At 66.1% G+C, this 25690-nt stretch carries 17 protein-coding genes; 12 read left to right on the top strand and 5 right to left on the bottom strand.

The window, feature by feature from the left end:
• The first annotated feature begins 48 nt into the window (after positions 1-48).
• The 5 genes from AC1DKR_RS10440 to cueR all read left to right on the top strand — a co-directional run bounded on the left by AC1DKR_RS10440 (position 49) and on the right by cueR (position 8277).
• A complete protein-coding gene (locus tag AC1DKR_RS10440; RefSeq protein ID WP_180831219.1) occupies positions 49-1047 on the top strand; it encodes a glycosylasparaginase in 999 nt (332 codons plus the stop codon).
• On the top strand, positions 1044-1775 hold the full coding sequence (locus tag AC1DKR_RS10435) for a copper homeostasis protein CutC (RefSeq protein ID WP_478032713.1): 732 nt from the start codon (positions 1044-1046) through the stop codon (positions 1773-1775). The genes AC1DKR_RS10440 and AC1DKR_RS10435 overlap by 4 nt, the downstream gene beginning before the upstream one ends.
• Positions 1776-2156: 381 nt before the next feature.
• Complete coding sequence (locus tag AC1DKR_RS10430) at positions 2157-5114, top strand: TonB-dependent receptor plug domain-containing protein (protein WP_478032710.1); 2958 nt, start codon at positions 2157-2159, stop codon at positions 5112-5114.
• A 178-nt stretch (positions 5115-5292) separates the two neighbouring features.
• Positions 5293-7794: a heavy metal translocating P-type ATPase gene (locus AC1DKR_RS10425; RefSeq protein ID WP_478032708.1), complete on the top strand. Its 2502-nt coding sequence runs from the start codon at positions 5293-5295 to the stop codon at positions 7792-7794.
• 30 nt (positions 7795-7824) lie between these two features.
• The gene (gene cueR, locus AC1DKR_RS10420) at positions 7825-8277 is read left to right on the top strand and encodes a Cu(I)-responsive transcriptional regulator (RefSeq protein ID WP_025874806.1); all 453 of its coding nucleotides are present in this window, start codon (positions 7825-7827) and stop codon (positions 8275-8277) included.
• 77 nt (positions 8278-8354) lie between these two features.
• Here cueR and AC1DKR_RS10415 read toward each other — a convergent pair whose 3' ends face one another.
• Together AC1DKR_RS10415 and AC1DKR_RS10410 are read right to left on the bottom strand one after the other, a co-directional pair.
• Positions 8355-8549, bottom strand: coding sequence for a heavy-metal-associated domain-containing protein (locus tag AC1DKR_RS10415; RefSeq protein WP_312107275.1), 195 nt, complete (start codon positions 8547-8549; stop codon positions 8355-8357).
• A gap of 162 nt (positions 8550-8711) precedes the next feature.
• Positions 8712-11789, bottom strand: coding sequence for a TonB-dependent receptor (locus AC1DKR_RS10410; protein WP_312107277.1), 3078 nt, complete (start codon positions 11787-11789; stop codon positions 8712-8714).
• Between the two features lie 1015 nt (positions 11790-12804).
• Here AC1DKR_RS10410 and AC1DKR_RS10405 point away from each other — a divergent pair.
• From AC1DKR_RS10405 to AC1DKR_RS10380, 6 genes are all read left to right on the top strand, one after another.
• The gene (locus tag AC1DKR_RS10405; protein WP_478032705.1) at positions 12805-15279 is read left to right on the top strand and encodes a GH92 family glycosyl hydrolase; all 2475 of its coding nucleotides are present in this window, start codon (positions 12805-12807) and stop codon (positions 15277-15279) included.
• Between the two features lie 96 nt (positions 15280-15375).
• On the top strand, positions 15376-16425 hold the full coding sequence (locus AC1DKR_RS10400; RefSeq protein WP_478032703.1) for a LacI family DNA-binding transcriptional regulator: 1050 nt from the start codon (positions 15376-15378) through the stop codon (positions 16423-16425).
• Between the two features lie 75 nt (positions 16426-16500).
• A complete protein-coding gene (gene fucP / locus AC1DKR_RS10395) occupies positions 16501-17814 on the top strand; it encodes an L-fucose:H+ symporter permease (RefSeq protein ID WP_263930344.1) in 1314 nt (437 codons plus the stop codon).
• Positions 17815-17821: 7 nt separating this feature from the next.
• Positions 17822-18817: a carbohydrate kinase family protein gene (locus AC1DKR_RS10390; RefSeq protein ID WP_478032700.1), complete on the top strand. Its 996-nt coding sequence runs from the start codon at positions 17822-17824 to the stop codon at positions 18815-18817.
• On the top strand, positions 18814-20040 hold the full coding sequence (locus tag AC1DKR_RS10385) for an AGE family epimerase/isomerase (RefSeq protein WP_478032698.1): 1227 nt from the start codon (positions 18814-18816) through the stop codon (positions 20038-20040). Before AC1DKR_RS10390 ends, AC1DKR_RS10385 begins: the two co-directional genes overlap by 4 nt.
• A 101-nt stretch (positions 20041-20141) precedes the next feature.
• Positions 20142-22760 carry a beta-mannosidase gene (locus AC1DKR_RS10380; RefSeq protein ID WP_478032696.1) on the top strand — a complete coding sequence of 873 codons (2619 nt, stop codon included), beginning with the start codon at positions 20142-20144 and terminating at the stop codon, positions 22758-22760.
• Between the two features lie 93 nt (positions 22761-22853).
• On the opposite strand, the gene mtnC is transcribed toward AC1DKR_RS10380, so the two are convergent.
• From mtnC to AC1DKR_RS10365, 3 genes are all read right to left on the bottom strand, one after another.
• Positions 22854-23549 carry an acireductone synthase gene (mtnC, locus tag AC1DKR_RS10375; protein ID WP_447945031.1) on the bottom strand — a complete coding sequence of 232 codons (696 nt, stop codon included), beginning with the start codon at positions 23547-23549 and terminating at the stop codon, positions 22854-22856.
• Positions 23550-23552: 3 nt separating this feature from the next.
• The gene (locus AC1DKR_RS10370) at positions 23553-24110 is read right to left on the bottom strand and encodes a 1,2-dihydroxy-3-keto-5-methylthiopentene dioxygenase (protein ID WP_312786000.1); all 558 of its coding nucleotides are present in this window, start codon (positions 24108-24110) and stop codon (positions 23553-23555) included.
• A gap of 91 nt (positions 24111-24201) precedes the next feature.
• Positions 24202-24843, bottom strand: coding sequence for a methylthioribulose 1-phosphate dehydratase (locus AC1DKR_RS10365; RefSeq protein ID WP_049467062.1), 642 nt, complete (start codon positions 24841-24843; stop codon positions 24202-24204).
• Between the two features lie 415 nt (positions 24844-25258).
• Here AC1DKR_RS10365 and AC1DKR_RS10360 point away from each other — a divergent pair, with 415 nt between their 5' ends.
• A complete protein-coding gene (locus AC1DKR_RS10360) occupies positions 25259-25654 on the top strand; it encodes a hypothetical protein (protein ID WP_312786001.1) in 396 nt (131 codons plus the stop codon).
• Positions 25655-25690 lie beyond the last annotated feature (36 nt).

The following is a 25690-nucleotide window of genomic DNA, read 5'->3' as shown; positions in this document are numbered from 1 at the left end:
CGCTGCCGGCATCGGGCCGGCGGGCGCAGCATGCAGACGGAGGCGAAGATGGTGGATCGCAGGCAGTTTTTGCAGGCCGGTGCACTGGCCGCAGGCGTGGCAGCGTTGCCGGCGGTGAAGGCGCGTACGCACGGTGGCGCCAAGGTGGTCTCGACCTGGGACTTCGGCGTGCCGGCCAACCAGGCCGCGTGGAAGGTACTGGCGCAGGGCGGCAGTGCGCTGGATGCGGTGGAAGCCGGTGCACGCTGGGCCGAAAGCGAGCTGTGCAATCCCACCGTCGGCCATTGTGGCAACCCGGACCGCGACGGCGTGCTGAGCCTGGACGCCAGCATCATGGATGGTGACGGCCGCTGTGGCGCGGTTGCTGCGCTGGTCGACATCCTGCACCCGGTGTCGGTGGCCCGCAGGGTGATGGAGAACAGCCCGCATGTGCTGCTGGTGGGCGAGGGCGCCCAGCAGTTCGCCGTGCAGCAGGGCTTCCAGCGCCAGCACCTGCTGACGCCGAAGGCCGAAGCGGCCTGGCGTGAGTGGCTGAAGACCGAAAAGTACGCGCCGCAGATCAATGCCGAGCGCCGCGGTCTTCCCGGCAACAGCGACAACCACGACACCATCGGCATGCTGGCACTGGACGCCAAGGGCAACCTGGCCGGTGCCTGCACCACCAGCGGCATGGCCTGGAAACTGCACGGCCGGGTCGGCGACAGCCCGATCATCGGCGCCGGCCTTTACGTGGACAACGAAGTGGGCGCGGCCACCGCCTCGGGTGTGGGCGAAGAAATGATCCGCAACGCGGCCTCGTTCCTGGTGGTCGAGCTGATGCGCCAGGGCCGTTCGCCGGCACAGGCCTGCCGCGAAGCGATCGACCGGGTGGTACGCAAGCGCCCCGAAGCCAGCCGCACGCTGCAGGTCTGCTTCCTTGCCATGAACAAGCAGGGCGAGGTGGGTGCCTATGCACTGCATCGCGGCTTCGTCTATGCGGTGTGCGATGCGCAGCGCCAGGATGACCTGCGCGACTCACCGTCGATCTATACGAGCACGCAGGCGTGAGCGCGCGCCTGACGCTGGAGATCGCCAGCAATTCGGTGGCTTCGGCGTTGGCCGCGCAGGCCGGTGGTGCAGATCGCATCGAACTGTTCGACAACCTTGCCGAAGGCGGTACCACGCCGTCGTTTGCCAGCATCGCCATCGCCCGCGAGCGCCTGGCAGTTCCGTTGTTCGTGCTGGTGCGGCCGCGTCCGGGGGATTTCCACTACGACGCGCTGGAAACCGAGCTGATGCTGCGCGACATCGCCCAGTGCCGCGCGCTGGGCTGCGAGGGCGTGGTGATCGGTGCGCTGGATGCGCAGGGCGATATCGACCTGCCGCTGTGCCGCGAACTGCTGCGCGCGGCCGGCCCGTTGCAGGTGACCTTCCACCGTGCCTTCGATGCCGCGCGCGATCTGCCGGCGGCGCTGGAGCAGGTGATCGGGCTGGGCTGCCAGCGGGTGCTGACGTCCGGCGGCCAGGCCAGCGCCGACGCCGGTGCCGATGTACTGGCCGCGCTGGTCGCGCAGGCGGCCGGCAGGATCAGCGTCATGGCCGGCGCAGGGCTGGGCCCGGGCAACATCGCCGCCGTGGCGCGGAAGACCGGCTGTCTCGAACTGCATGCCTCGGCCAAGGGGCAACGACGTTCGGCCATGCAGTTCCAGAACCCGGCCCTGCGCGGGCTGGACCCGGACTGGAGCCAGACAGACACCGCCACGGTGAGTGCGCTGCGGAAGGCGCTGGACGGCTGAGCGCCGCAGGGGGCGGATCCCTTCGCTGAAGGGCTCCGACCCCGACCAGACGCTATCCGGTCAGAGCGCCTCTGCGAGAGGATCCGACCCGGCTACCAGTTCCCCACGGACAAAACCGTTCTGCGCGCGACTGTCGTGATCGTGTCATTGACATCTGTGCCGCTTCCATAAAGATGTCGTGCAACCCATTGATTCGCTTGGATGCCCTTCGGCGATAACCACGCGCGTCCGCTGGATGCTGCGTCGCCGCATGCTGGGCGTGGTTCAGCTGTGCTTTAGTTTGGATCGATCCACAGGGGAGGGCGGTCGAATCGAGATGGATCGATTCAACGCCCGGGATCGCCATCCGACCGCGCGTCCACCATCCAAGAGCAACCACCCATGGCTCAGTCCGCCCGCAACCGCCGTCATCTGCTGTCCCACGCCCTCGCCCTGGCCCTGCTGCCGTTCGCCGCTGGCGCACAGGAAGCGGCCCCGTCGCCCACCAAGGATCTTGATGCGGTCACCGTCACCGGTTCGCGCATCAAGCGTGCCAGCGTCGAGGGCCCGGCCCCGGTCAACGTGATCAGCGCCGCACAGATCCAGAAGGAAGGCTTCGTCACCGTCTACGACGCACTGAAGACCCTGACCGAGGCGACCGGCACGGTCGAGGCGGCGTCGCAGTGGGGCTCGCACACCCCCAACGCGAGTGGCCTGAACCTGCGCGGCATGGGCCCCAACCGCAGCCTGCTGCTGGTCAATGGCCGCCGCGTGGCCGACTATCCGCTGCCCTATGGCGGCGAGACCAATTTCTCCAACTACAGCAACATTCCGGCGGCGGCGGTCGAGCGCATTGAAGTACTGACTGGCGGCGCCTCGGCGATCTACGGTTCTGACGCCATCGCCGGCGTGGTCAATGTCATCCTCAAGACCAACTACGACGGCGACGAAGTGCGCGTGCGCGGCGGTACCTCCACCGAAGGCGGGCGTGATACCTGGGATCTGTCCTGGGCGGGCGGCAAGACCGGCGACAACTGGAGCGTGACCTACGCCCTGCAGTACACCAAGCGCGATCCGCTGTTCGGCCGTGACCGGCCACAGATGGACGACGCCGACGATGCGCTGTACCCGTCCTGGAACATGGAACAGCGCAAGGTCGGTTTCCGTCCCACCGCTGGTCTGGCGTTGATCGACCCCAGCAACGGCCAGCGCCTGGCGCCGCCGGACGGCACCTGCGAGAAATTCGCTGGCGAGTATTACACCGCCGACCGCCTGGTCTACAACTACAACGCCAATACGGTGAGCAACACCGGCCGCCTCTGCGGCATGAGCGCCGACTACGCCAACTGGCTGTTGACCGGAGGCTCGGAGAACCTGTCGGGCAACCTGTATGCCACCTTCGATTTCGGCAACGATCTGCAGGCCTGGAGCAACCTGGCGGTATACCGTTCCGAAGCGATCTGGGGCACTAATCCGCCGAGCGTGTCGCTGATCGACGATGCCAACGGTTACTACTGGGATGCCAACCGCAATCGACCGGTGCTCGGCGTGCGCCAGTTCACCCCGAACGAAGTCGGTGGCCTGGACACGCTGCGCAATACCAACCGCGAGTTGTCGTGGGATATCAGCGCGGGCCTGCGCGGGCGCCTGGCCGATCGCTTCGACTGGAGCGCCACGGTCGGCCGTTCCTACTACCGCGTCGAGGAGCGGCAGAACGTGGTCGACGAGCAGAAGTCGTACGACTTCTTCCTCGGCCCACGGCTGGGCACCACCGGCGATGGCGAGGCGATCTACGCCTTGAACGAGTCGCGCTGGTGGAACCCGATCACCCCGGACCAGTACTGGCAGATGGGCACGGTAGCGAAGAACCGGGCGTCGTCCTACGTCAACCAGGCCTCGGCCGACATCACCGGTGAACTGTTCCAGGGCTGGGCCGGGCCGATCTCGTTCGCAGCGGTGGCCGAAGTGGCCAAGCAGGGCTATCACCTCAGCCCGGACCCGCGCGCGGGCATCGATTTCGATCTGCAGAACGTCGATCGCGGCGGTGGCGAGCGTACCCGCTACTCGGCCGGTGTCGAATTCAAGATCCCGTTGGCCGACAGCCTGATCGCCACCGCGGCGGCACGCTACGACCGGTACGGCAGCTACAAGGCCGACGGCGGCGGCGAAGCGCTGGATATCGGCAGCCAGAAGGAAACCACCTGGAACGCCGGCCTGGAATGGCGGCCGTTCGAGTCGCTGCTGGTGCGCGGCTCCTACGCGACCAGCTTCCACGCGCCGGACATGCACTACCTGCTGGGCCAGGCCAGCAGTTCCGAAGTGCTGACCTACGATCGCCTGCGCTGCATCGAGAGCGGCGCTTATCTGGTCAACAACTGCGGCGTGGGCAATACCGATGTCTGGTACGCGTTCGATGTGAACCGCCGGGGTACGCCGCTGCTGCGCTCGGAAACCGGCGATTCGTGGACGGTCGGTTTCGTGTGGGACGTGCTGCCGAACCTGTCGATGAGCGCTGACTACTGGGCGATCAAGCTGGAAGACATGATCGTCGACGTCGGTGCGGACGAGGTGCTGGCCAGCGAGGCCGGCTGCCTGACCGGCAAGAACATGGACGGCACGCCGTGGGCGAACCCGGCAGGTGAGGCTTACTGCGCCGGCATCCTGGCCCGGGTGAACCGTGACAGCAGCGGCCGGCTGGTGTCGATCGAGCGCGGGCCGTTCAACCTGGCCAGCCGCGAAGTGCGCGGCATCGACCTGAGCGCGCGCTACCGGCTGGAGACCGCCGCATGGGGCAGCTTCCAGCTGGGGGTGAATTACACCAACCAGATCTCGACGAAGGAGCAGCGCTACGCCAACGACCCGAATCCGGAACGCCGCGATCGTGACCTGCGCAGCAAGCTGCGCGCCAGCCTGGCCTGGCAGGGCGGCAACTGGAATGCGAACGTGTATGCCGACCGCATCGGTTCGGTGCCGGGCGTGCGCTACCACTGGGGCACCGACCGCCTGGACAACCCCGGTGGCTGCCTGCCGTTCGCCGATGGTTACGTGCCCAGCGACAGCCCGTCGCTGAACTGCCTGGAGCCTGCCACGCGCCCGGATGGATCGGCCAATCCGAACCCGAATGCGGGGCAGCAGACGGCGCGCTATTACGGCCGGGTCGGACCGTTCATTACCTGGAACTTCAACGTCGGCTATCAGGTGACCGAGTTCATGAAGGTCAATCTGTACGTGAACAACGCATTCAATGCGACCAGCTGGAACCACAAGGACCCGTACAAGGTCGACTACGATTTCGCCCCGACCCGCCTGCTGGGTGCGGTGGGACGCGAGTTCGCGCTGGAGTATGTGTTCACGTTCTGAGGGAAGGCGGCGCCGGGCATGGCCCGGCGCCAGCCGCGGGTTGACGGGCAGCCACGCATGGCGTGGCTCTACTGCGGCTTTGATGGAACATTGGCGGGAAGGGGTGGATTTGACCTTCCCACGATGGCAAGGTCTAGGCTGGTCACCATCCTCCAGATGGAACCAGGGAAACCAGGCCATGAGCACCTCCAGCCCCACAGCCGTCCACGAGACGGCTTCCACCATCAGCCTGCCGATCGAAGGCATGACTTGCGCCAGCTGTGTTGGCCGCGTTGAAGCGGCCCTGGCCAAGGTCGAGGGGGTCGCCAGCGTGTCGGTCAACCTGGCTACCGAGCGCGCGGACATCCGTTCCTCTGGTCCGGTCGACCGCGATGCGCTGATCCAGGCAGTGGAGAAGGTGGGCTACGAAGTACCCGCCGCGACCACCGAACTGGCCGTGGAAGGGATGACCTGCGCGTCCTGCGTCGGCCGCGTGGAGCGCGCGCTGTTGGCGGTGCCGGGCGTCAGCCACGCCAGCGTCAACCTGGCCACCGAGCGTGCGACCGTGCGCGGCGTTGCCGGCATCGATGCACTGGTGGCGGCGATCGACAAGGTTGGATATGCGGCACGCGCGATCGATGGCGGTACCCAGGTCGACGAGGAAGCGGCGGAAAAGAAGGATGCCGAGCGGGTGGCGCTGAAGCGCGACCTGATCCTGGCCAGCGTGCTGGCGGCCCCGGTGTTCGTATTGGAAATGGGCTCGCACCTGATCCCCGGCATGCACCATTGGGTGATGTCCACGATCGGCATGCAGGCCAGCTGGTACCTGCAGTTCGTGCTGACCACGCTGGTCCTGGCCATTCCCGGCCGGCGTTTCTACCAGAAGGGCTTCCCGGCGCTGCTGCGCCTGGCGCCTGACATGAACTCGCTGGTGGCGGTGGGTACCGCGGCGGCGTTCGGTTATTCGGTGGTGGCCACCTTCATCCCGCGCCTGCTGCCGGCGGGCACGGTGAATGTCTACTACGAAGCGGCGGCGGTGATCGTCGCGCTGATCCTGCTCGGCCGGTTCCTGGAGGTGCGCGCGAAAGGCCGTACCTCGGAGGCGATCAAGCGTCTGGTCAACCTGCAGGCCAAGGTGGCGCACGTCAGTCGCGAAGGGCGCATCGTCGATATCCCGATCAACGAGGTGCTGCTGGGCGACCTGCTGGAAGTGCGTCCGGGCGAGCGCGTGCCGGTGGATGGTGAGGTGACCGACGGTCGCAGCTACGTCGACGAATCGATGATCACTGGCGAGCCGATCCCGGTGGAGAAGTCGGCCGGCAGCAGCGTGGTCGGCGGCACCGTCAACCAGAAGGGCGCGCTGACCCTGCGTGCGACCGCAGTGGGTGGGCAGACCATGCTGGCGCAGATCATCCGTCTGGTTGAACAGGCACAGGGTTCCAAGCTGCCGATCCAGGCCGTGGTCGACAAGGTGACGCTGTGGTTCGTGCCGGCGGTGATGCTGGCGGCCCTGGCCACCTTCCTGGTGTGGCTGATCTTCGGGCCGTCGCCGGCGCTGACCTTCGCGCTGGTCAACGCGGTGGCCGTGCTGATCATCGCCTGCCCATGCGCGATGGGGCTGGCGACGCCGACCTCGATCATGGTCGGCACCGGCCGCGGCGCCGAGATGGGCGTGCTGTTCCGCAAGGGCGAGGCGCTGCAGCTGTTGAAGGACGCCAAGGTGGTGGCGGTGGACAAGACCGGCACCTTGACCGAAGGTCGCCCGCTGCTGACCGACCTGGAAATCGCCGACGGCTTCGATCGTGCGCACGTACTGGCGAGGGTGGCGGCGGTGGAGTCGCGCTCGGAGCATCCGATCGCCCGCGCCATTGTCGAGGCGGCGACGGAGGAGGGCATCGCGTTGCCGGCGATGGTTGATTTCGAGTCGGTGACCGGCATGGGCGTGCGTGCCAGCGTCGACGGTGCGCGGGTGGAAGTGGGTGCCGATCGCTTCATGCGTTCGCTGGGCGTGGACATCGGCATGTTCGCTGCGCTGGCCGACCGCCTCGGCAACGAAGGAAAGTCGCCGCTGTATGCCGCCATCGATGGCCGCCTGGCGGCAATCATCGCCGTCTCAGATCCGATCAAGCCGAGTACGCCGGCCGCCATTGCCGCGCTGCACCAGCTGGGTCTGAAGGTGGCCATGATTACCGGTGACAACGCCGCTACGGCGCAGGCCATCGCCCGCCAGCTCGGCATCGATGAAGTCGTGGCCGAGGTGTTGCCGGAAGGCAAGGTGGAGGCGGTGCGCCGGTTGAAGGCGGCTTACGGGCAGATTGCGTTCGTCGGTGATGGCATCAACGATGCGCCGGCGCTGGCCGAGGCTGATGTGGGCCTGGCGATCGGCACCGGCACCGACGTCGCGGTGGAATCGGCCGACGTGGTGCTGATGTCCGGCAACCTGCAGGGCGTGCCCAATGCCATCGCGCTGTCGAAGGCGACCATCGGCAACATCCGCCAGAACCTGTTCTGGGCCTTCGCCTACAACACCGCGTTGATTCCGGTCGCGGCGGGTGCGCTGTACCCGGTATGGGGCGTGCTGCTGTCGCCGGTGTTCGCCGCCGGTGCCATGGCCCTGTCCAGCGTGTTCGTGCTCGGCAATGCGCTGCGCCTGCGGCGCTTCCAGGTGCCGATGGTCGAGGCGTCCCATGCGGCCCAGTAGTCCCATGCGGCCCAGTAAAGGAGTGATGGCATGAACATCGGTGAAGCATCGAAGGCATCCAGCGTGTCGGCCAAGATGATCCGCTACTACGAGCAGATCGGCCTGATTCCGCCAGCTGACCGTACCGGCGCGGGCTATCGCGCCTATTCGCAGGCCGACGTGCACCGGCTGCGTTTCATCCGTCGCGCGCGTGATCTCGGCTTTTCGGTGGCCGAGATCACCGACCTGCTGGGCCTGTGGAACGACACCTCGCGGCACAGCGCCGACGTCAAGCGCCTGGCCGAGCAGCACATCGATGATCTGGAACAGCGCATCGAGAACATGCGGCAGATGGCCGATACGCTGAAATCACTGATCAGCTGCTGCGCCGGCGATGATCGTCCCGAGTGCCCGATCCTGCAGCGGCTGGGCGAAGGCGAGGAGGGCGCTGCGCCGGTGGCGGCGCCCACCGGGGCGGTACGCAGGCGCGCGCGCAGGACCTGACCAAGACATACGGAAAAGAAAATGCCCGCCCCGGCAGCTGCACGGGGCGGGCATCGTTCATGCAGTGGGTCAGGCGTTCAGACCGGGCGCGGCGGGAAACCTGCTTCGGTCAGCGCTGCAATGATCTGCGCTTCGCTGGCCGAGGTCTGCACCTGCACGCGGCGGCTGGGCGGGTCGGTCGACACCGTCGCCGCCGGGTCGACCAGCTCGATCGCCTTGGTCACGCTGCGCGCGCAGCCGCCGCAGGTCATGCCTTCCACATGGAATTCCATCTGTAGCTCCTTCGATGCACTTGGGGGTGGAGGCAGTGTGCACCTTGCAACGATGGCAGGGTCAAGGGCTCCCTCGGAAGAGGGCCCACGAAAAACGGCAGCCACCTGTACCAGCGCGGCTGCCGTGGAGGAACGTCCCCGCCCGCAGGCGGGGGTAGTGCCTTAGAACTTCCAGTTCACGCCGAAGTACAGCTGGCGCCCGGCATACAGGTTGGACAGCAGTCGGGCCTGGCTGTCGTTGCCGATGTAGCTGCGCAGCTCGGACTTGGTGGCGTTCAGCACTGCCGCGGTCACGGTCCAGTCCGCAGTGATGTTGTAGGCCACGTTCAGATCCAGCTGGCTGTACGGCTTGGTGTAGGTGGTCAGGCCGTTGTTGAGGCCGCCCACCACTTCGCCACGACGGTTGTACGAGGCACGGGCCAGGAACTTCTCGTTCTCGTAGAACACGGTGACGTTGGCCTGGTTCTTGGCGCTGCCGACCAGCGGCGACGAACCGATCTCTTCGCCGTCAAGCACGATCGAGGCCAGGTTGGTGTCGTTGTAGGTGTAGTTGGCCTGGACACCAAAGCCCATGTCGAAGGTGTACTGGCCATACAGCTCCACGCCCTGCGACACGCCGTCGCGGCCGTTGGCTTCGGTGCTGTACTTCTGCACCACCACCGTTTCACCACCGACGGTCATCTGCTGGTCGCGCACGACCGGCACGGTGAAGTTGTCCACGTTCTTGCGGAACAACGCCACGCCTGCAACCGAACCCGGCTTGAAGTACCACTCCAGGCCAAGGTCGAACTGCACCGCCTTGAACGGCTCCAGTGCCTTGTTGCTGCCCGAGCCGTACCAGCCGGGGGTGTCGGTGCCGCCAGCGACCCGACGATCATTGCTGTATTCCTGGCTGATGTACTGCAGGCCGCCCGGATAGGCGATGCTGGTGTAGCCCGGGCGCGCGATTACCTTCGACGCGGCACCGCGCAGCACCAGGTTGTCGGTGATGTCCCAGGCGATGTTGAAGCTCGGGAGGAAGTCCGTATAGGTCTTTTCCAGCGAGCTGAGGGTATAGACCTTGTCGCGCACCTGGTTGTCCGGCAGACGCACGAAGCCGCCCTGGCAACGCAGGTTCGGATCGGCAGCCGGGTCATCGCAGCTCATCGGCGCACCAGCGGCGTTGTCCACGAAGTAGTCGTTGAAACGTTCGACCGAATCGCTGGACTGGGCGAACTGCTTGGTGCGCACCACGCGCACGCCGACGTTGCCACGCACGCGATCAGTGCGGAAGTTGGCCTGGAAGTAACCCGAGTAGATCTTCTCGTTGACGTCGTAGACGAAGTCTTCCTCGGTACGGTTGTGCGAGCCACCGTAGGTCTGGTTGAGGTAGTCGATGTAGGCCGGGTAGTTGATGCCGGGGAACACGTTGGCATTGAAGCCGCCGGCGATGTTGCTGATCGGGTTCGACAGGAAGAAGCCCGGCTGCGCATTGCCTGCGGTCGGATCGCAACCGGCCTGGTAACGATTGTTGTCATAGTCGGCCGGGTCCAGGCCCTGGCAGACCCAGTAGGTGTTGCCGGTATTGCGGTGCACCTGGCCGTCGCGGTACTTGGCGCCGAACTGGATGGAATCCAGCCAGCCGGCTTCGAACATCTTGGTGACGTCGGCCTGGAAGTAGTTCTGCTTGACCTCGGTCTGCATCCACGACGAATCGGTGGAGCCGGTATCGACCTCGGCGATGCCAGCCATCAGCTGCTGCTGGATGTCCGGCGAGACGGTCAGCGACGGCGTGCCGGTCAGGTCCCATGCGGTGTACTGGTTGCCGGCCTGCCACTGGTCACCGACCTTGCGGCGGGGCTTGGCGGACATGCGGAAATTCATCGACGGGCCACCCTTGGACCAGGTGCGGCCGCCGGTGAAGCTGGCCTTCCACAGCGGGCTGATGTCCCAGTCGACGGTCAGGTCGGCCGTCTGCGAAAGCGCCTTTTCCTTGCTGTAGCCACCGGTCAGCTGCGGAGTGGGGATGGTGCAGTCATCCGGACCCCAGCCACCCGGCGGCAGGCCAGCTGCGGCGGCCTGGTCTTCGCTGCAGTAATAGGTCTTGCCGGCAAGCTTCTCGTACTGCGCGCCGGTGACGATGCTGCCACTGGGATCGAAGCTCAGCCCGTTGAGCAGGCGCCCACCGGCCCAGTTGCCATCGCCGTTGTAGCGGGCCAGGTTCCACTCCGGCACCTTCAGCATGTTCTGGGTGTAGTCACCCTGCAGTTCGAAGCGGAAGTAGTTCGCGGTCAGGGTCAGGTTGTCGATCGGCTTGAACTGGAAAGTCAGCTGGCCGCCCTTGCGCTCGCGCTTCTCTTCCTTCACCGCGAAGTTCACCGAGGTCGGCATGAAGAATTCGCTGTAGTTCGTGCCGGTCTGGTTGTTGAAACCGGATTGGCCCCACCAGTAGTGGATGCCATCCTGTTCCAGCAGGTTGCCGTTGGCATCACGGGCGGTGGTGTTGTTGCCGTACCACTGGTAGTCCTCGGTGCTGGTCTCCATGGTGCGGGTGGTGCGCTTCTGCTGGGTCACGCCGACCAGCACGCCGAAGCGCTCGTCCTTGCTGTGCCAGGAATACAGCGCCGACACCTGCGGATCGACGTCGTGGCTGGTATCGGACGAAGTGCCTTCCAGGTTGACGTAGCCGGAATTGGCTTCCATCTCCAGCGGTCGGCGGGTGTGCAGGATGACCGTGCCGCCGATGCCGCCTTCGTCGATGCGCGCCTCCGGCGACTTGAACAGCTCGGCGCTGGACAGCATGTTCGACGGCAGCAGGGTGTAGTTGAACGAGCGGGTAGCTTCGTTGTTGGTTTCCGACGAGGCGACGTAGTTGCCGTTCAACTGGGTCAGGGTCAGGTCGGGCGCGAGGCCGCGCACGCTGACCGACTTGCCTTCGCCACCGCTGCGGGTGATGACCACGCCGGGCACGCGCTGCAGCGCGTCGGCGACGTTCTTGTCGGGGAACTTGCCAACGTCCTCGGCGGTGATCACTTCGACCACGGCGTTGGCGTCGCGCTTCTGCTGCAGGCTCTTTTCGATCGCGTAGCGGTAGCCGGTGACCTGGACGCTGTCCAGGGTGGTGGCGTCCTGCGTGCCGGTCGTTGCTGACGCCTGCTGGGCGGAAGCGCCAAGCGGGGCGACGGCGGCGGCCAGGGCCAGCGCGATGGCCAGCGACAACGCGTCGTGGCCCTGCGTACGTGTTGAATGCTTCATTGCCATCTCTCCCTCTCTCCTGGATTGATCCGGTGACTGACTGACGCGGAAACTTGAATCGATCTAATTCGTGATGCCGATCTTGCCTTCGCCCTGCAGATGCAACGAGCGCCTGGCGGATGGCGCGGCACGTCCTGTCTTGCTCCCCAACTCCCGGGCCATCGCGATGTCGTCTTGGATCGATCTAAGCGATGGGCGGGGCGATTTTTAGCACGCCCAACGCGCCGACGCATGTTGCTGCGCAATATGGCAGCGACGTGTCGTGCAAATGACCCTTCGCGGAAAAATGCTGTAAGCGTTTACATGCGCAGACGGGGTGGGCCGGCCGGGCTGCGCCCTGCGCCCGCAGAGGCCTTCAGGCCAGGGCAACAGCAACAGCGGGAACAACAGCAACATCAAAAAGCTGGCTTTCCATGGGTTGGCGGGGTGGGTCCGATTGCGGGGGACGCCGTAAACCCGTCCTTGGGGGCTTGGCCGCGGCATCCATGCCGCGGACACCCCCGCAACCGGACCCACCCCGCCTTCGACAGMTTCCCGCTGTTGATAGGTGTCGACCTTGGTCGACACGTGGATCCATGCCATGCATGGATGAAATCCAATCGATGATTTCGAAATCGGTAGGAACATCCATCCGCGCACGGCGTGGATCTACCAGATCTCGGGAAACTGTCAGGGGTGGGGCGGTATGGGCAGGCAGGACCGTTGGCGCCATGGATGGCGCCATCGAGCCCCCATGGATGGGTCTACGGCGTGTCCTGCCTGCCCATACCGCCCCGCCCAGCTCGGTAGCCCGCCGTTGCTGTTGCTGTTTTCTTGGCTTGAAGGCCTCTGCGGGTGCCGGGCGCAGCCCGGCCGAAGCCCCCCCGCTCATGCTGCGCCGCAGAATGCATTGGGCGAAATTCCCATGCTCTACTTGAATCGATCTAAATCCGCCGGGGTGCGGATTTGTACCGATGGAAACGAGGGCTCGGCCTGTGCGGCCGGTTCTTCGCTGCCGCCCTGCCGCCAAGGAGTCCTGCCCGTGACCAGGTTGTCCCGCCGTCGTCCCGCCCGCCGCCTGTCGGCATTGTCCCATCGGCCCCTAGCCCGCATCGCCTGCCTGCTGGCACTGGCGGTGACGCCCTGGCTGCAGGCCGCACCGGTCGCGCTGGAACGCGAGGTCAATACCTTCATCGGCAGCAAGGATGACGGCAACACCTTCCCCGGTGCCTCGGCACCGTTCGGCCTGATCCAGGTCAGCCCGATCGGCAGCCACTATTCGGGCTGGCGCTACGACGACGACAAGATCCGCGGCTTCGGCCACTCCTTCCTGTCCGGCGCCGGTTGCTGGGAGCAGGGTGGGCAGGTCTCGGTGCTGCCGGTGACCGGTTCGATCGGCCCGGGCGGCGACTTCGATACCGCCGATGCGAAAGCCTTCAATCACAAGACCTATGCGTCGGCCTACACCCACGACGGTGAGATCGGCCAGGCCGGCTACTACAAGGTGCGCCTGACCAGCTACGGCGGCATCGACGCAGAAGCGACCGCGCGCACCCGCGCAGCTGCCGAGCGTTACACCTTCAGCCAGCGCCAGGGCGACGGCCACGTGCTGGTGAATGTCGGTCAGGCCAACGAGCGCCACTCGGTGATCGGCAGTGTGGTCGATGTGGTGGGTGACCGCGTGGTGGAAGGCAAGCTGGTCACCAAGAGCTTCTGCGGTGGGCACCAGTACACCACCTGGTTCCGCATCGAGTTCGACCGCCCGTTCAAGGCGCATGGCACCTGGGGCGAGGGCGGCGGCCTGCCGGGCGCGCGCCACAGCATGGAAGGCGAGCAGAAGCCGAATGGCGCGTGGCTCAGCTTCGACCTGGCCAAGGGCCAGTCGGTCACCGCCGTCAGCGCGATTTCGCATGTGGATGCCGAAGGTGCGCGCACCAACCTGCGCGCCGAGGGCATGCAGGGCGGGGCGCTGCTGGGCTTCGAACGCATGCGCGCGCTGTCGCAGCAATCGTGGCGGGAGCAGTTGGCACGCGTGCGCGTGCAGGGCGGCAATGGCGATGACCGCACCGTGTTCTACAGCGCGCTGTACCACGCGCTGCTGCAGCCGCTCACCGGCAGCGATGCCGACGGCCGCTACCGCGGCTACGACGATGGCATCCATCGCGCCGATGGCTGGACCTACTACGAGTACTTCTCGCTGTGGGACACCTACCGTGCACAGAACCAGTGGCTGGCACTGACGCGCCCGGACGTGGCGCGCGACATCGGCCGCAGCCTGCTGGCGATCGATGAGCAGGGCGGCTGGCTGCCGCGCTGGGGCTATGCCAACTTCGAGACCAACATCATGACCGGTGACCCGGTCACGCCCTTCATGGTCGACCTGTGGCGCTTCGGTGCACTCAAGGGCCGCGAAGGGCAGGCATGGGATGCGTTGCGCCGCAATGCGTTCGGTACGCCGCCGCTGAACTCGCGTGCTGCCGGTCGCTCCGGCAACCCGACCTATCTGGACAAGGGCTACGTGGTCTACGACCGCGCGTTCCCGTCCAAGGGCATGGACGTCGATCCGCACCACGGCGGTTCGGCCACCTTGGAATACGCGCTGGCCGACTGTGCGCTTTCGCAGATGGCCGATGGCCTCGGCCATGCGCAGGACGCGGCGACGCTGCGCGAGCGCGGCCGCAACTGGCGCAAGGTGTGGGACCCGCAGGTGCGCGACGCCGAGACCGGCTTCACCGGCTTCCCGCGCCCGCGTACCGAAGATGGCCAGTGGTATACCCCGGCTGACGGCCATTACAGCCCGCGTTCGCATCACGGTTTCCATGAAGGCACGGCGTGGCAGTACCAGTGGCTGGCGCAGCAGGACGTGCCGGGCCTGGTCGAAGCGATGGACGGCCGCGAACAGGCCGGCCGCCGCCTGGATGCTTTCTTCGCCATGGACGCTCTGCAGGCCGACCCCCTCAATGCCGCCCGCAAGGAGTGGGTGGTCGGGCCGTACAGCTATTACAACCAGTTCCGCTACAACCCGAACAACGAACCGGACCTGCACTCACCGTGGCTGTACACGCTGATCGGCCAGCCGTGGAAGACCGCCGCCGTGGTGCGCGCCGCGCAGCAGCTGTTCACCAATGCGCCCAACGGCGTGACCGGCAACGATGACCTCGGCACGATGTCGGCCTGGTACCTGTTCAGTGCGATCGGCGTGTACCCGGCGGTGCCGGGCAGCGGCGAGTTCCTGCTGCATACGCCGCGCTTTGCCAAGGTCGAGGTCGAGCTGGGCAATGGCCGCACCCTGCGCATCGAGGCACCTGGCGCCGATGGCCGCCGCCTGCAGTACGTGCAGGGCGTGCAGGTCGACGGCCAGGCACATGCCCCGGTATGGCTGGGCTGGAGCCAGCTGCAGCAGGGCCCGAAGCTGCGCTTCGCGCTTGACGGGCGGGCGCCGACCGAGGGCTGGGGCACGGCGGTCAAGGACCTGCCGGTGTCCTGGTGCGCGGCACCGGGCAGCCAGCTGCACTGAGCCGGGCTGTGCCGTTCGAGGCAACCCAGCGAACGGCACGGCACGACAGGGCCGCGATCCATTAGGCTTGAGCATCCATCGGAGTGCGGGAAGACGATGAACGACAACAGCGACAGTTCCAGCAAGCGTTCCGGCAAGGCGGTGACGGTGACCGACATCGCCCGTGCCATCGGCGTTTCGCGCGCGACCGTGTCGCTGGTGCTGCGTGGCAGTCCGCTGGTCAACGTCGATACCCGCGCCCGGGTCGAGGCTGAGCTGCGCCGCCAGCGTTACGTCTACAACCGCGCTGCAGCGAACCTGCGGCGGCGCACGTCCTCCAGCATCGCCCTGGTCATCAACGATCTGTCCAACCCGTTCTTCGCCGAGTTCGCTTCGGGTGTGGACGAGGCACTGGGCGGGCGCGGCTACGTGACCCTGCTCGGCAGTACCGGCGAGTCGCCCGAGCGGCAGCAGGCGGTGCTGTCCACGCTGATGGAACACACGCCTGCGGGCCTGATCCTGTCGCCGGCCGAGGGCAGCGATGCCACGCTGCTGCGGCAGGTACTGGGCGCCAACGCCAACGTACTGCTGTTCAACCGCGAACTGGAAGGCGCCGACTGGGACTTCCTGACCCTGGACAACCAGCATGGCGCCTACCTGGCCACCCGCCACCTGATCGAGCGCGGCCATCGCCAGATCGCGTTCTTCGGTGGCCACGCGGCATCGAGTTCCTGCCACCAGCGTCGTGCCGGTTTCCAGCAGGCACTGGCCGAAGCCGGGCTGGCATTGCCGCCCGGCTGGATGATCGAATCTGCACCCAACCGCCTGGAAGCGGCCGCGCGTACCGATGAACTGTTCGTCGACGGCCATCGGCCAAGCGCAGCGGTCTGCTACAACGACACCGTCGCGCTGGGCCTGATGCTGGGCCTGAACTCGCGCGGCATCCGTCCCGGCGGTGACTTCGCGGTGACCGGCTTCGACGATATTTCCGAAGCGTCGGTTGCCGTGCCGCCGTTGTCCACCCTGACGGCCGACCCGCGCGAACGCGGGCGGCAGGCGGCCTCGCTGCTGCTGCAGCGGCTGGAGGAGCCGGATGCGCCACCACGGCGCACGGTCGCCCCGGTACAGTTGCGCATCCGCGAAAGCAGCGCCGCACGTCCGAATTGAATTGATGCTTCGCTACTGAACTGATTGCACCCTTCCACGCACCAACGACCTTTCGCGCATCGAGGCGCGTACCGCATGCCGATCTCCGCAACGCCCCGCCCATCGGGTTCCCCGGGCAACCAGCCTGCCGTCACCAATGGCAAAGCGCTGGCCGTGGTCACCACCATCTTCTTCATGTGGGGCTTCCTGACCTGCCTCAACGACATCCTGATTCCGCATCTGAAGGCGGTGTTCGAGCTGAACTACGCCAAGGCAATGCTGGTGCAGTTCACCTTCTTCGGCACCTACTTCCTGATGTCGTTGCCGGCCGGGCGGCTTGTAGCAGCGCTGGGCTACAAGAAGGGCATCGTGGCCGGCCTGGTGATCGCCGGTATCGGCGCGTTGGGCTTCTGGCCGGCCGCTGAGCTGCGCGTCTATGGTGCCTTCCTCGGTGCACTGTTCGTGCTGGCCACCGGCATCACCGTGCTGCAGGTGGCGGCCAACCCGTATGTCGCGCTGCTTGGGCCGGAACAGACCAGTTCCAGCCGCCTGACCCTGGCGCAGGCGCTGAACTCGCTGGGTACGGCCATCGCGCCGATCTTCGGCGGCATGCTGATCCTGTCCAACACGGCCATGAGCGGTGAGCAGATCGCCGCGCTGCCGGCCGCCGAGCAGCTCGCCTACCGTACCGCCGAGGCACACGCGGTGCAGGGCCCCTATGTCGGCCTGGCCGTGGCGCTGGTGCTGCTGGCCCTGTTCGTGTTCCTGTTCCGCCTGCCGGCGTTGAACGACACCACCGAGCAGGCTGACCACGGGCATCAGCACAGCTATCTGGATGCGCTGCGCAAGCGCCACCTGCTGCTGGGCGTGCTCGGCATCTTCTTCTACGTCGGCGCCGAAGTGTCGATCGGCAGCTTCCTGGTCAACTATCTGTCGATGCCCACCATCGGCGGCTTCAGCGAGCAGGAAGCCACCCACTATGTGTCGGCCTACTGGACGATGGCGATGATCGGTCGCTTCGCCGGTTCGGCGCTGCTGGCGCGCTTCTCGCCGAGCCGCCTGCTGGCGATCTTCGCGCTGGTCAACGTGGGCCTGCTGACGCTGACCATGATGACCTCCGGCAATGTCGCGCTGTACTCGGTGGTGGCGATCGGCCTGTTCAATTCGATCATGTTCCCGACCATCTTCGCGCTCAGCATCGAGCGCCTGGGCCCGCTGACCAGCAAGGGTTCGAGCCTGCTGATCATGGCCATCGTCGGTGGCGCCGTGGTGCCTTACCTGCAGGGCGTCCTGGCTGACCACATCGGCGTGCAGGCCAGCTTCATCCTGCCGCTGCTGTGCTACGGCTACATCATTTTCTACGGACTGGTCGGCGCCCGCGCGCCGGCTGCCGGCACGCAGGGAGGCTGAGTCGAAAATGGGTTCCATCGTCTGCTTCGGCGAAATTTTGATCGATCTACTAGCGCAGCCGCCGGCCTCGGCCGATACCCCGCGCGCGTTCCTGCAGTACGCCGGAGGTGCACCGGCCAACGTCGCGGTGGCCGCCGCGCGGCTGGGTGCGAAGACCCAGTTCGTCGGCATGCTCGGCCGCGACATGTTCGGCGACTTCCTGGCGGAGAGCCTGAGCGAACACGGCGTCGGCACCGACTACATCGTGCGTACCGACGCGGCCAAAACCGCGCTGGCCTTCGTTGCACTGGACGCGGGCGGCGAACGCAGCTTCAGCTTCTACCGTCCGCCTGCCGCCGACCTGCTGTTCCGTGACAGCGATTTCCAGGCCGGCTGCTTCGATGGCGCGGAGTGTTTCCACGTCTGTTCCAACAGCCTGACCGAAGCGGACATCGCCGAAGCGACGTTCGCCGGCATGGACCGCGCGCGCGCGGCCGGTGCGGTGGTCAGCCTGGATCTCAACCTGCGTCCGGCGCTGTGGCCGGCCGATGTCGACCCGACACCGCGCCTGTGGCAGGCGCTGGAACGCGCCGACCTGGTCAAGCTGTCGCGCGAGGAACTGGATTATCTGGCCGCCCCGCTGGGGGATGACGGCGAGGCGCTGGTGCTGCGTCGCCTGCTGGCCGCGCAGGCACGCTGGGTGATCATCACCGACGGCGCCGCCACGCTGCATTGGTATACCCGTGAAACGCAGGGCAAGGTCAGCAGTTTCCGCGTCGCCACCGTGGACACCACCGCTGCCGGTGATGCCTTCGTCGGCGGCGTGCTGGTTGGCCTGCTGGAGCGGGGTGGGGCAGGTGCGGGCTTTGCCGCGTTCTGCCAGGACCCGCAGGCGATCACCGCCACGCTGCGCTTCGGCGCCGCTGTTGGCGCAATGGCCGTGACCCGCAAGGGCGCGTTCGCTGCGATGCCCTCGTTCGATGAAGTGCAGCAGCTGCTGCAGGTACAGGATCTCCCCGCATGAGCACCTCGCCCGATTTCCGTTCCCCCGCGTTCCTGCGCGCCCACATCGCCGATACGATGGCGTTCTACCATCCGCGCTGCATCGATCCGAAGGGTGGCTTCTTCCACTACTTCCGTGACGACGGCAGCATCTACGATGCCAGCCATCGTCATCTGGTGAGCAGCACCCGCTTCGTCTTCAACTACGCCATGGCTTACCGCGAGTTCGGCAATGCCGAGTATCGCGATGCGGTCGAGCACGGTGTGCGCTACCTGCGGGAGGTTCACCGCAACCCGGCCACCGGCGGCTACGCTTGGACCCTGCGCGATGGCGTGGTCGAGGACGACATGAACCACTGCTACGGCGTGGCCTTCGTCCTGCTCGCCTACAGCTGTGCGTTGAAAGCGGGCATCGAAGAAGCCCGCACGTGGATGGACGAAACCTGGCAGTTGCTGCAGGCGCGCTTCTGGGAAGCCGAGCATGGCCTGTACAGGGACGAGGCCGACGGCCAGTGGAACTTCACCGGCTACCGCGGCCAGAACGCCAACATGCACATGTGCGAGGCGATGCTGGCCGCGTTCGAGGCCAGTGGCGAGCAGCGCTATGTCGAGCGCGCGCTGCAGCTGGCCGACAACATGACCCGCCGCCAGGCGGCAAAGGCCGGCGGTCTGGTCTGGGAACACTACGACGTCAACTGGAACATCGACTGGGACTACAACCTGGACGATCCCAAGCACCTGTTCCGGCCGTGGGGCTTCCAGCCGGGGCACCAGACCGAGTGGGCCAAGCTGCTGCTGATCCTGGACCGACACGTGCAGGCCGACTGGCTGGTGCCGACCGCGCAGCATCTGTTCGATGTGGCCGTGGAGCGCAGCTGGGACGAGGCGCGAGGCGGCCTGTACTACGGCTTCGCCCCGGAGTCGCGCCGGCAGCCGGGCATGGACGGCGCGCCGATCGGCGGCGACAGCTTCGTCTGCGACGACGACAAGTATTTCTGGGTGCAGGCCGAGACCCTGGCCACCGCCGCGCTGATGGCCGCACGCACCGGCGATGACCGCTATTGGCAGTGGTACGACCGTATCTGGGCGTACTCGTGGGAGCACTTCGTCGACCATCGATACGGCGCATGGTTCCGCATCCTCGACGCCGACAGCCGCAAGTACAGCGATGAGAAGAGCCCGGCCGGCAAGGTGGATTACCACACCATGGGTGCGTGCTACGAAGTGCTGAACGTCGTGAGTTGAGTTCTGCCGCGCTGCGCGCTCGCCGGACGTGGTCCGGCGCTACCGTGGCGTGTGGCATTGGTAGCGCCGGGTCATGCCCGGCGGAAAAACAGGAGTATCACGTGCATCGCATTTCCAACGCTGTCCGTCTGCTGCTGTTGTTGATCGCCCTTGGCGCCTTCCCCGCAGGCGCCGCACCGTTGCAGGCGCAATGGGCGTTCCGGCTGCTGCCCGGCGACGCGCAGGGCGCGGCCCATCCTGGCCTGCAGCAGTGGCGCGCGGCCACGGTGCCAGGCAGTGTGCACACCGATCTGCTGGCGCATGAGCTGATCCGCGATCCCTACGTCGGTGCGCCCGAAGCCGAGCTGCAGTGGATCGGTCTGGCCGACTGGGAGTACCGCGCCCGTTTCGATGTGGACGCTACCAGCTTGGCAAAGGCCCATGCCGAGCTGCGCTTCGACGGCCTGGACACCTATGCCGAGGTGACGCTTAACGGCAAACCGCTGCTGCGCGCCGACAATGCTCACCGCACCTGGCGCGCCCGCGTCGAAGGTCGCCTGCGTGCGAAGGGCAATGAACTGCAGATCGTGTTCCGTTCGCCGATCCGCACACTGCTGCCCGGCGTGCAGGCGATGCCGCACAGGATTGCCGGCAACTATCCTTCGCCCTACGGCGATGAACCCAAGGACGCAATGGTCGGCAACTTCGTGCGCAAGCCGGCATACCACTTCGGGTGGGATTGGGGCCCGCGCTACGTCACTGCCGGCGTCTGGCGGGGCGTGGACCTGCAGGCATGGGATGCGCATCGGTTGACCGACCTGGCCGTACGCACTGATGCGCTTGATGCAGAAAAGGCAAAGCTGGCCGTAGTGCTGCAGGTGGAGCAGGACGCGGTCGCCGGTCCGGTTTCGGTGGACGTTGAAGTGCGGGATCCCGACGGCCGCAGCGTCGCACGGGTGCAGCGCACGGTCGAACTGAAGCCCGGCCGGAACAGCGTGGAGGTGCCGGTTGAACTGGCCAAACCGCGGCGCTGGTGGCCGGTCGGCCATGGTGCGCAGGACCGCTACACCGTGCAGGCGCACCTGGACGGCAGTGCCGATCCGGTGCTGGCACGCGAACAGCGCATTGGCCTGCGCACCGTCGAACTGCGCCGCGAGCAGGACGACAAGGGAGGACAGGGCTTCGCCTTCGTCATCAACGGGGTGCCGATCTTCGCCAAGGGCGCGAACGTGATCCCCTTCGACGCCTTCCCCGCGCGCGTTGATGCTGCGCGCCTGCGCCAGGTACTGGTCGCCGCGCGCGATGCCAACATGAACATGCTGCGCAACTGGGGCGGCGGCTACTACGAAGACGATGCGTTCTTCGACATCGCCGACGAACTGGGCCTGCTGGTCTGGCAGGACTTCATGTTCGGCGGTGGCATGCAACCGGGTTACGACCCGGCATTCCGCGCCAGCGTGGTGGCCGAGGCGCGCGACAACGTGCGCCGGTTGCGCCACCATCCCAGCATCGTGCTGTGGTGTGGCAACAACGAGGAAGAAACGGCGTGGAAGGACTGGGGCCACGGCCGCGACCTGAAGGCAGCTGATCCGGCGTTCGCAGCGAAGGTCTGGCAGGGCTACGTCGACCTGTTCGGCAACGACCTGCGCCAGGTGGTGAGCGAGGATGGGTTGGGCGTGCCGTACTGGTCCAGTTCGCCCAGCAACGACCTGGACGAGAAGGCCAACGACTCCACCCGTGGCGACAAGCATTACTGGCAGGTGTGGGGCAATCCGGCATTGCCTGTGCAGGCGTATCTGCGCGAAACCCCGCGCTTCATGTCCGAGTACGGCCTGCAGGCCTGGCCTGCAGTGGCGACGGTGGACCAGATCGCCACCCGTGCCGAACAGCGCATCGACAGCCCGGTGATCCGCGCGCACCAGAAGTTCATGGCCGGCGAGGGCAATACACGCCTGCTGCATTACATCGAACTGGGCTACGGCACGCCGAAGGACTTCGAGGACTTCGTCTACCTGAGCCAGGTGATGCAGGCCGATGGCATCGCCCTGGCGGCGCTGCACCATCGCGCTTCGCGGCCTTACACGATGGGCTCGCTGTACTGGCAGCTCAACGATGTCTGGCCGGGAGCATCGTGGTCGAGCGTGGACTACTTCGGTCGCTGGAAGGCGCTGCACTATGCCGCGCGGCGCTTTTTCGCGCCGGTTACGGTGGCCGCACTGCGCGATGAAGGCAGTACGCGCGTGCGCCTGGTCAACGATGGTGCCGCGATGGATGCACGTTGGCGCCTGCGGGTGATGGACGTGGAGGGCAAGGTGCTGCGCCGACGCGAGCAGGCGGTGACCCTGGCCGCCACCGGGGTGACGGATATCGGCACCTACGCGGATGCCGAGCTGCTGGCCGGCGCTGATCCGGCGCGGACGGTGGCGGTGTTCGAACTGCTGCAGGATGGCAAGGTGACGGCGCGGCAGGTGGTCGGCTTCGTCGAAGCCAAGGACCAGGTGCTGCCACGCCAGCAGCTGACATCAACCCTGGCGATCGATGGTGACCACTATCGCCTGCGGTTGCACAGCGCTGCGCTGGTGCGCGCAGCCTGGATCGATTTCGGCGCGCTCGACGTGCAGGTGGAAGACAACCTGCTGGACCTGCTGCCGGGCGAAACCCGCGACATCGCCGTGCGTGGCCCGGTGGATCTGGCTGCGCTGCGCGAGGCGTTGAAGGTGAAGACCCTCAACGATCGATGAGCAGCGCCGTCTACCCGCCTTGGTAGGTGCCAACCTTGGTTGGCACAGCAGAATCATGCCAACCAAGGTTGGCATCCACCAAAGCGGATAGGCTTACAGCTGGATCTGCTGGAAGTTCTCGACGCGATCATGGCCGTTGGCGGCGTCGCCGATGCGCGGCATCGGGTAGTCGTCCAGGCGATCGATCAGGCGTGTCTGCAGGCCGGCTTCGCGGGCGGCGTCCAGTTCCTCGACCACGTCGGACAGGAACAGGATCTCGCCAGCGGGGACGCCGATGGCCTGCACGATGTGGCGGTAGCTGTCAGCCTCGCGCTTGCCGCCCACTTCGGTATCGAACCAGCCCGACACCAGCGGACTCAGGTCACCGGCGTCGCTGAAGCCGAAGAACAGCTTCTGCGCCGGTACCGATCCGGAGGAGTACACATACAGCGGCAGGCCCGAGGCGTGCCAACCCTTCAACACCGGCGCTACCTCCGGGTAGAAGTGCGCGGTGTAGTCGCCACGACGGTAGCCCGCGTCCCAGATAAGCCCCTGCAGGGCCTTCAGTGCGGTGTGCTTGCGGTCCTGGTCGATCCAGCCCTGCAGTGTCTCGGCCACCAGGCTGTCCTGGCAGGCGCCGCCGAGCTCGGTGGCAACCGCGTCCAGCCAGCGACGCACCTCCGGCTGCTGGCCATGTTCGGCGACGAAGCCGGGCAGCGCCTGGCGTGCGTACGGGAACAGCACGTTCTTGACGAACGAGATGCTGCTGGTGGTGCCTTCGATGTCGGTCAGGATGACGCGGGGCTGCATTGATCAGGACGCCTGGGTCGGAATGTAACGGGGGAATTTCTGCGCGATGTCGGTGCCGGTGAAGTGACCGACCCAGCCATCCGGCTCGGTGAAGAAGCGGATCGCCACGAAGCTGGGCTCATCGCCCATGTCGAACCAGTGGGTGGTGCCGTCGGGCACGGCAATCAGGTCATCCTTCACGCACTCGATCTCATAGACCTTGTCGCCCACGTGCAGGGTGAACAGGCCCGAGCCGGCGACGAAGAAGCGTACTTCGTCTTCCTTGTGGAAGTGTTCGTCGAGGAATTTCTTCCTCAGCTCGGCGCGGTTCGGGTTGTCCGGGGCGATCGAGGCCACGTCCACGCTCTTGAAGCCGCGTTCGGTAACCAGGCGGTCGATGTCGGCGCGGTAGGCGGCGAACACTTCGTCCTGGCTTGCGCCGGGGGCGACCGGCGCGGTGGCCTGCCAGCGCTCAAAGGTGACGCCGATCTTCTGCAGTTCGGCAGCGATGATCGCGCCGTCCTGGGTGTCCAGCAGCGGCGATTCGGGATGGGTATCGTCGTAGATGCGCAGTCGGCTCATGGCGGCAGCTTGAACGTCTCGGGGAAGGACAGGGTAGCAGGGTGGCATTGATGGCCTGATTCCAGAACGGCATCTGGCCGTGCCGGAAACTTCAGCGGCGCAGCTTGCGCAGCTCCAGCTCGCAGTGCAGCAGGAATTCGAACGCTTCCATGTGCCGCCGTGCCTCGGCCATGTCGCGGCCCCAGGCGTACAGGCCATGGCCGTCGATCAGGTAGCCCCAGAGGGTCTGCGTGTCGAGCAGGGCGTCGACCTGGGCCGACAGCACGTCCATGTCCTGGGTGTTGGCAAACACCGGGATGTCGATGGCCATCTCGTGGGTGCTGTTGCCCGCGAAGGCCTTCAGCAGTTCGTAGCCTTCCACCCGGATATGGCCCTGCGGTGCATACAGGCGCGAGGCGATGGTCTGCACCGGCGAATGGGTATGCAGCACGCAGCCGATCTCCGGGAAGCGGCGATACAGCTGGGTATGCAGCAGGGTTTCGGCAGACGGGCGCAGCGGGCGGCCGACGGCCTTGCCATCGAAGTCCACGACCATGATGTCGTCTTCGATCAGGCGGCCCTTGTCCTTGCCGGAGACGGTGATCGCGGCGTGGCGGTCATCCAGGCGGTGGGAGAAGTTGCTGCTGGTGGCCGGGGTCCAGCCGGCCTGGGCCAGTTCGCGGACGTTGTCGATCAGCAGCTGGGCCAGTTCGCTCAGGCGCGCGGTGTCGTAGGGGAAGGTGGGGGCGTTCATGGGGGCGATTTTACTGGATTCGGCCAACGGCTGAGTCCCTCGTGGCTGGGTGCCAGAAGCAGATTCCGTGGGTTGGCCGGTCGGGTGGGCTGCGCAGGGGACGCCGTGAACCCATCCCTGGGGACTTGGCCGCGGCATCCATGCCGCGGACACCCCTGCACAGTCCACCCGACCGGCCACGGACAGATTCCGTGCGGCCAGCCACGGATTGAAGAAAGAAAGGCAGAAGCGGGTCGCTTCGCTGCGCTCGCTCATGAAGCGGCGTGGACGTTTGGATCGAGGCAGATCTGCCGGCAGATGAACAGGCGATTGGCCTTCATTGGTGAAAGCGGTTCCGGTCGTGGACAAGCCTGATGCATCGCCGCCACGATCGAACCGGCACTGATGAAAGGGGGCTGCCATGGAAAGGAAGGCGATGTGGTGCAGGCGAGTTGCAGGTGCGGCGCTGGTCCTGGTGGTGGTGTCCACCAGTGGCTGTGTGACCGAGTGGGTGCCACGTACGAATGCAGCGGATTACAGCTACTCGACCGACTACTGCTCTACAGAGTCTAGAGGGCAGTGGCCGGTGAAGAACGAAGTGGCAACGCGAACCGTGTACGTGGAGAAGCTGGAGAAGTGCAGGGAAGATGACAAGAGCAAGTGCGACGTGGATGGAAAATACAATCGCGTGCAGCAGCCGGAAATCGAGAGCTATGTGATGGATGTCAACGAGAGCAGCCGCCGCAGCGCCTACACCAGTTGCATGTGGTACTGGGGCTGGTCGGAACAGGAGCGCTGGCTGTGGCAGCGGAAACCAGACACGTCGCATTGACGCCGCTTCATCGCAGGGAAGGGCGCACGCGGATGC

The organism is Stenotrophomonas sp. 01N47 (assembly GCF_056399165.1).
This window is presented reverse-complemented; position numbering and strand designations above follow the sequence as displayed.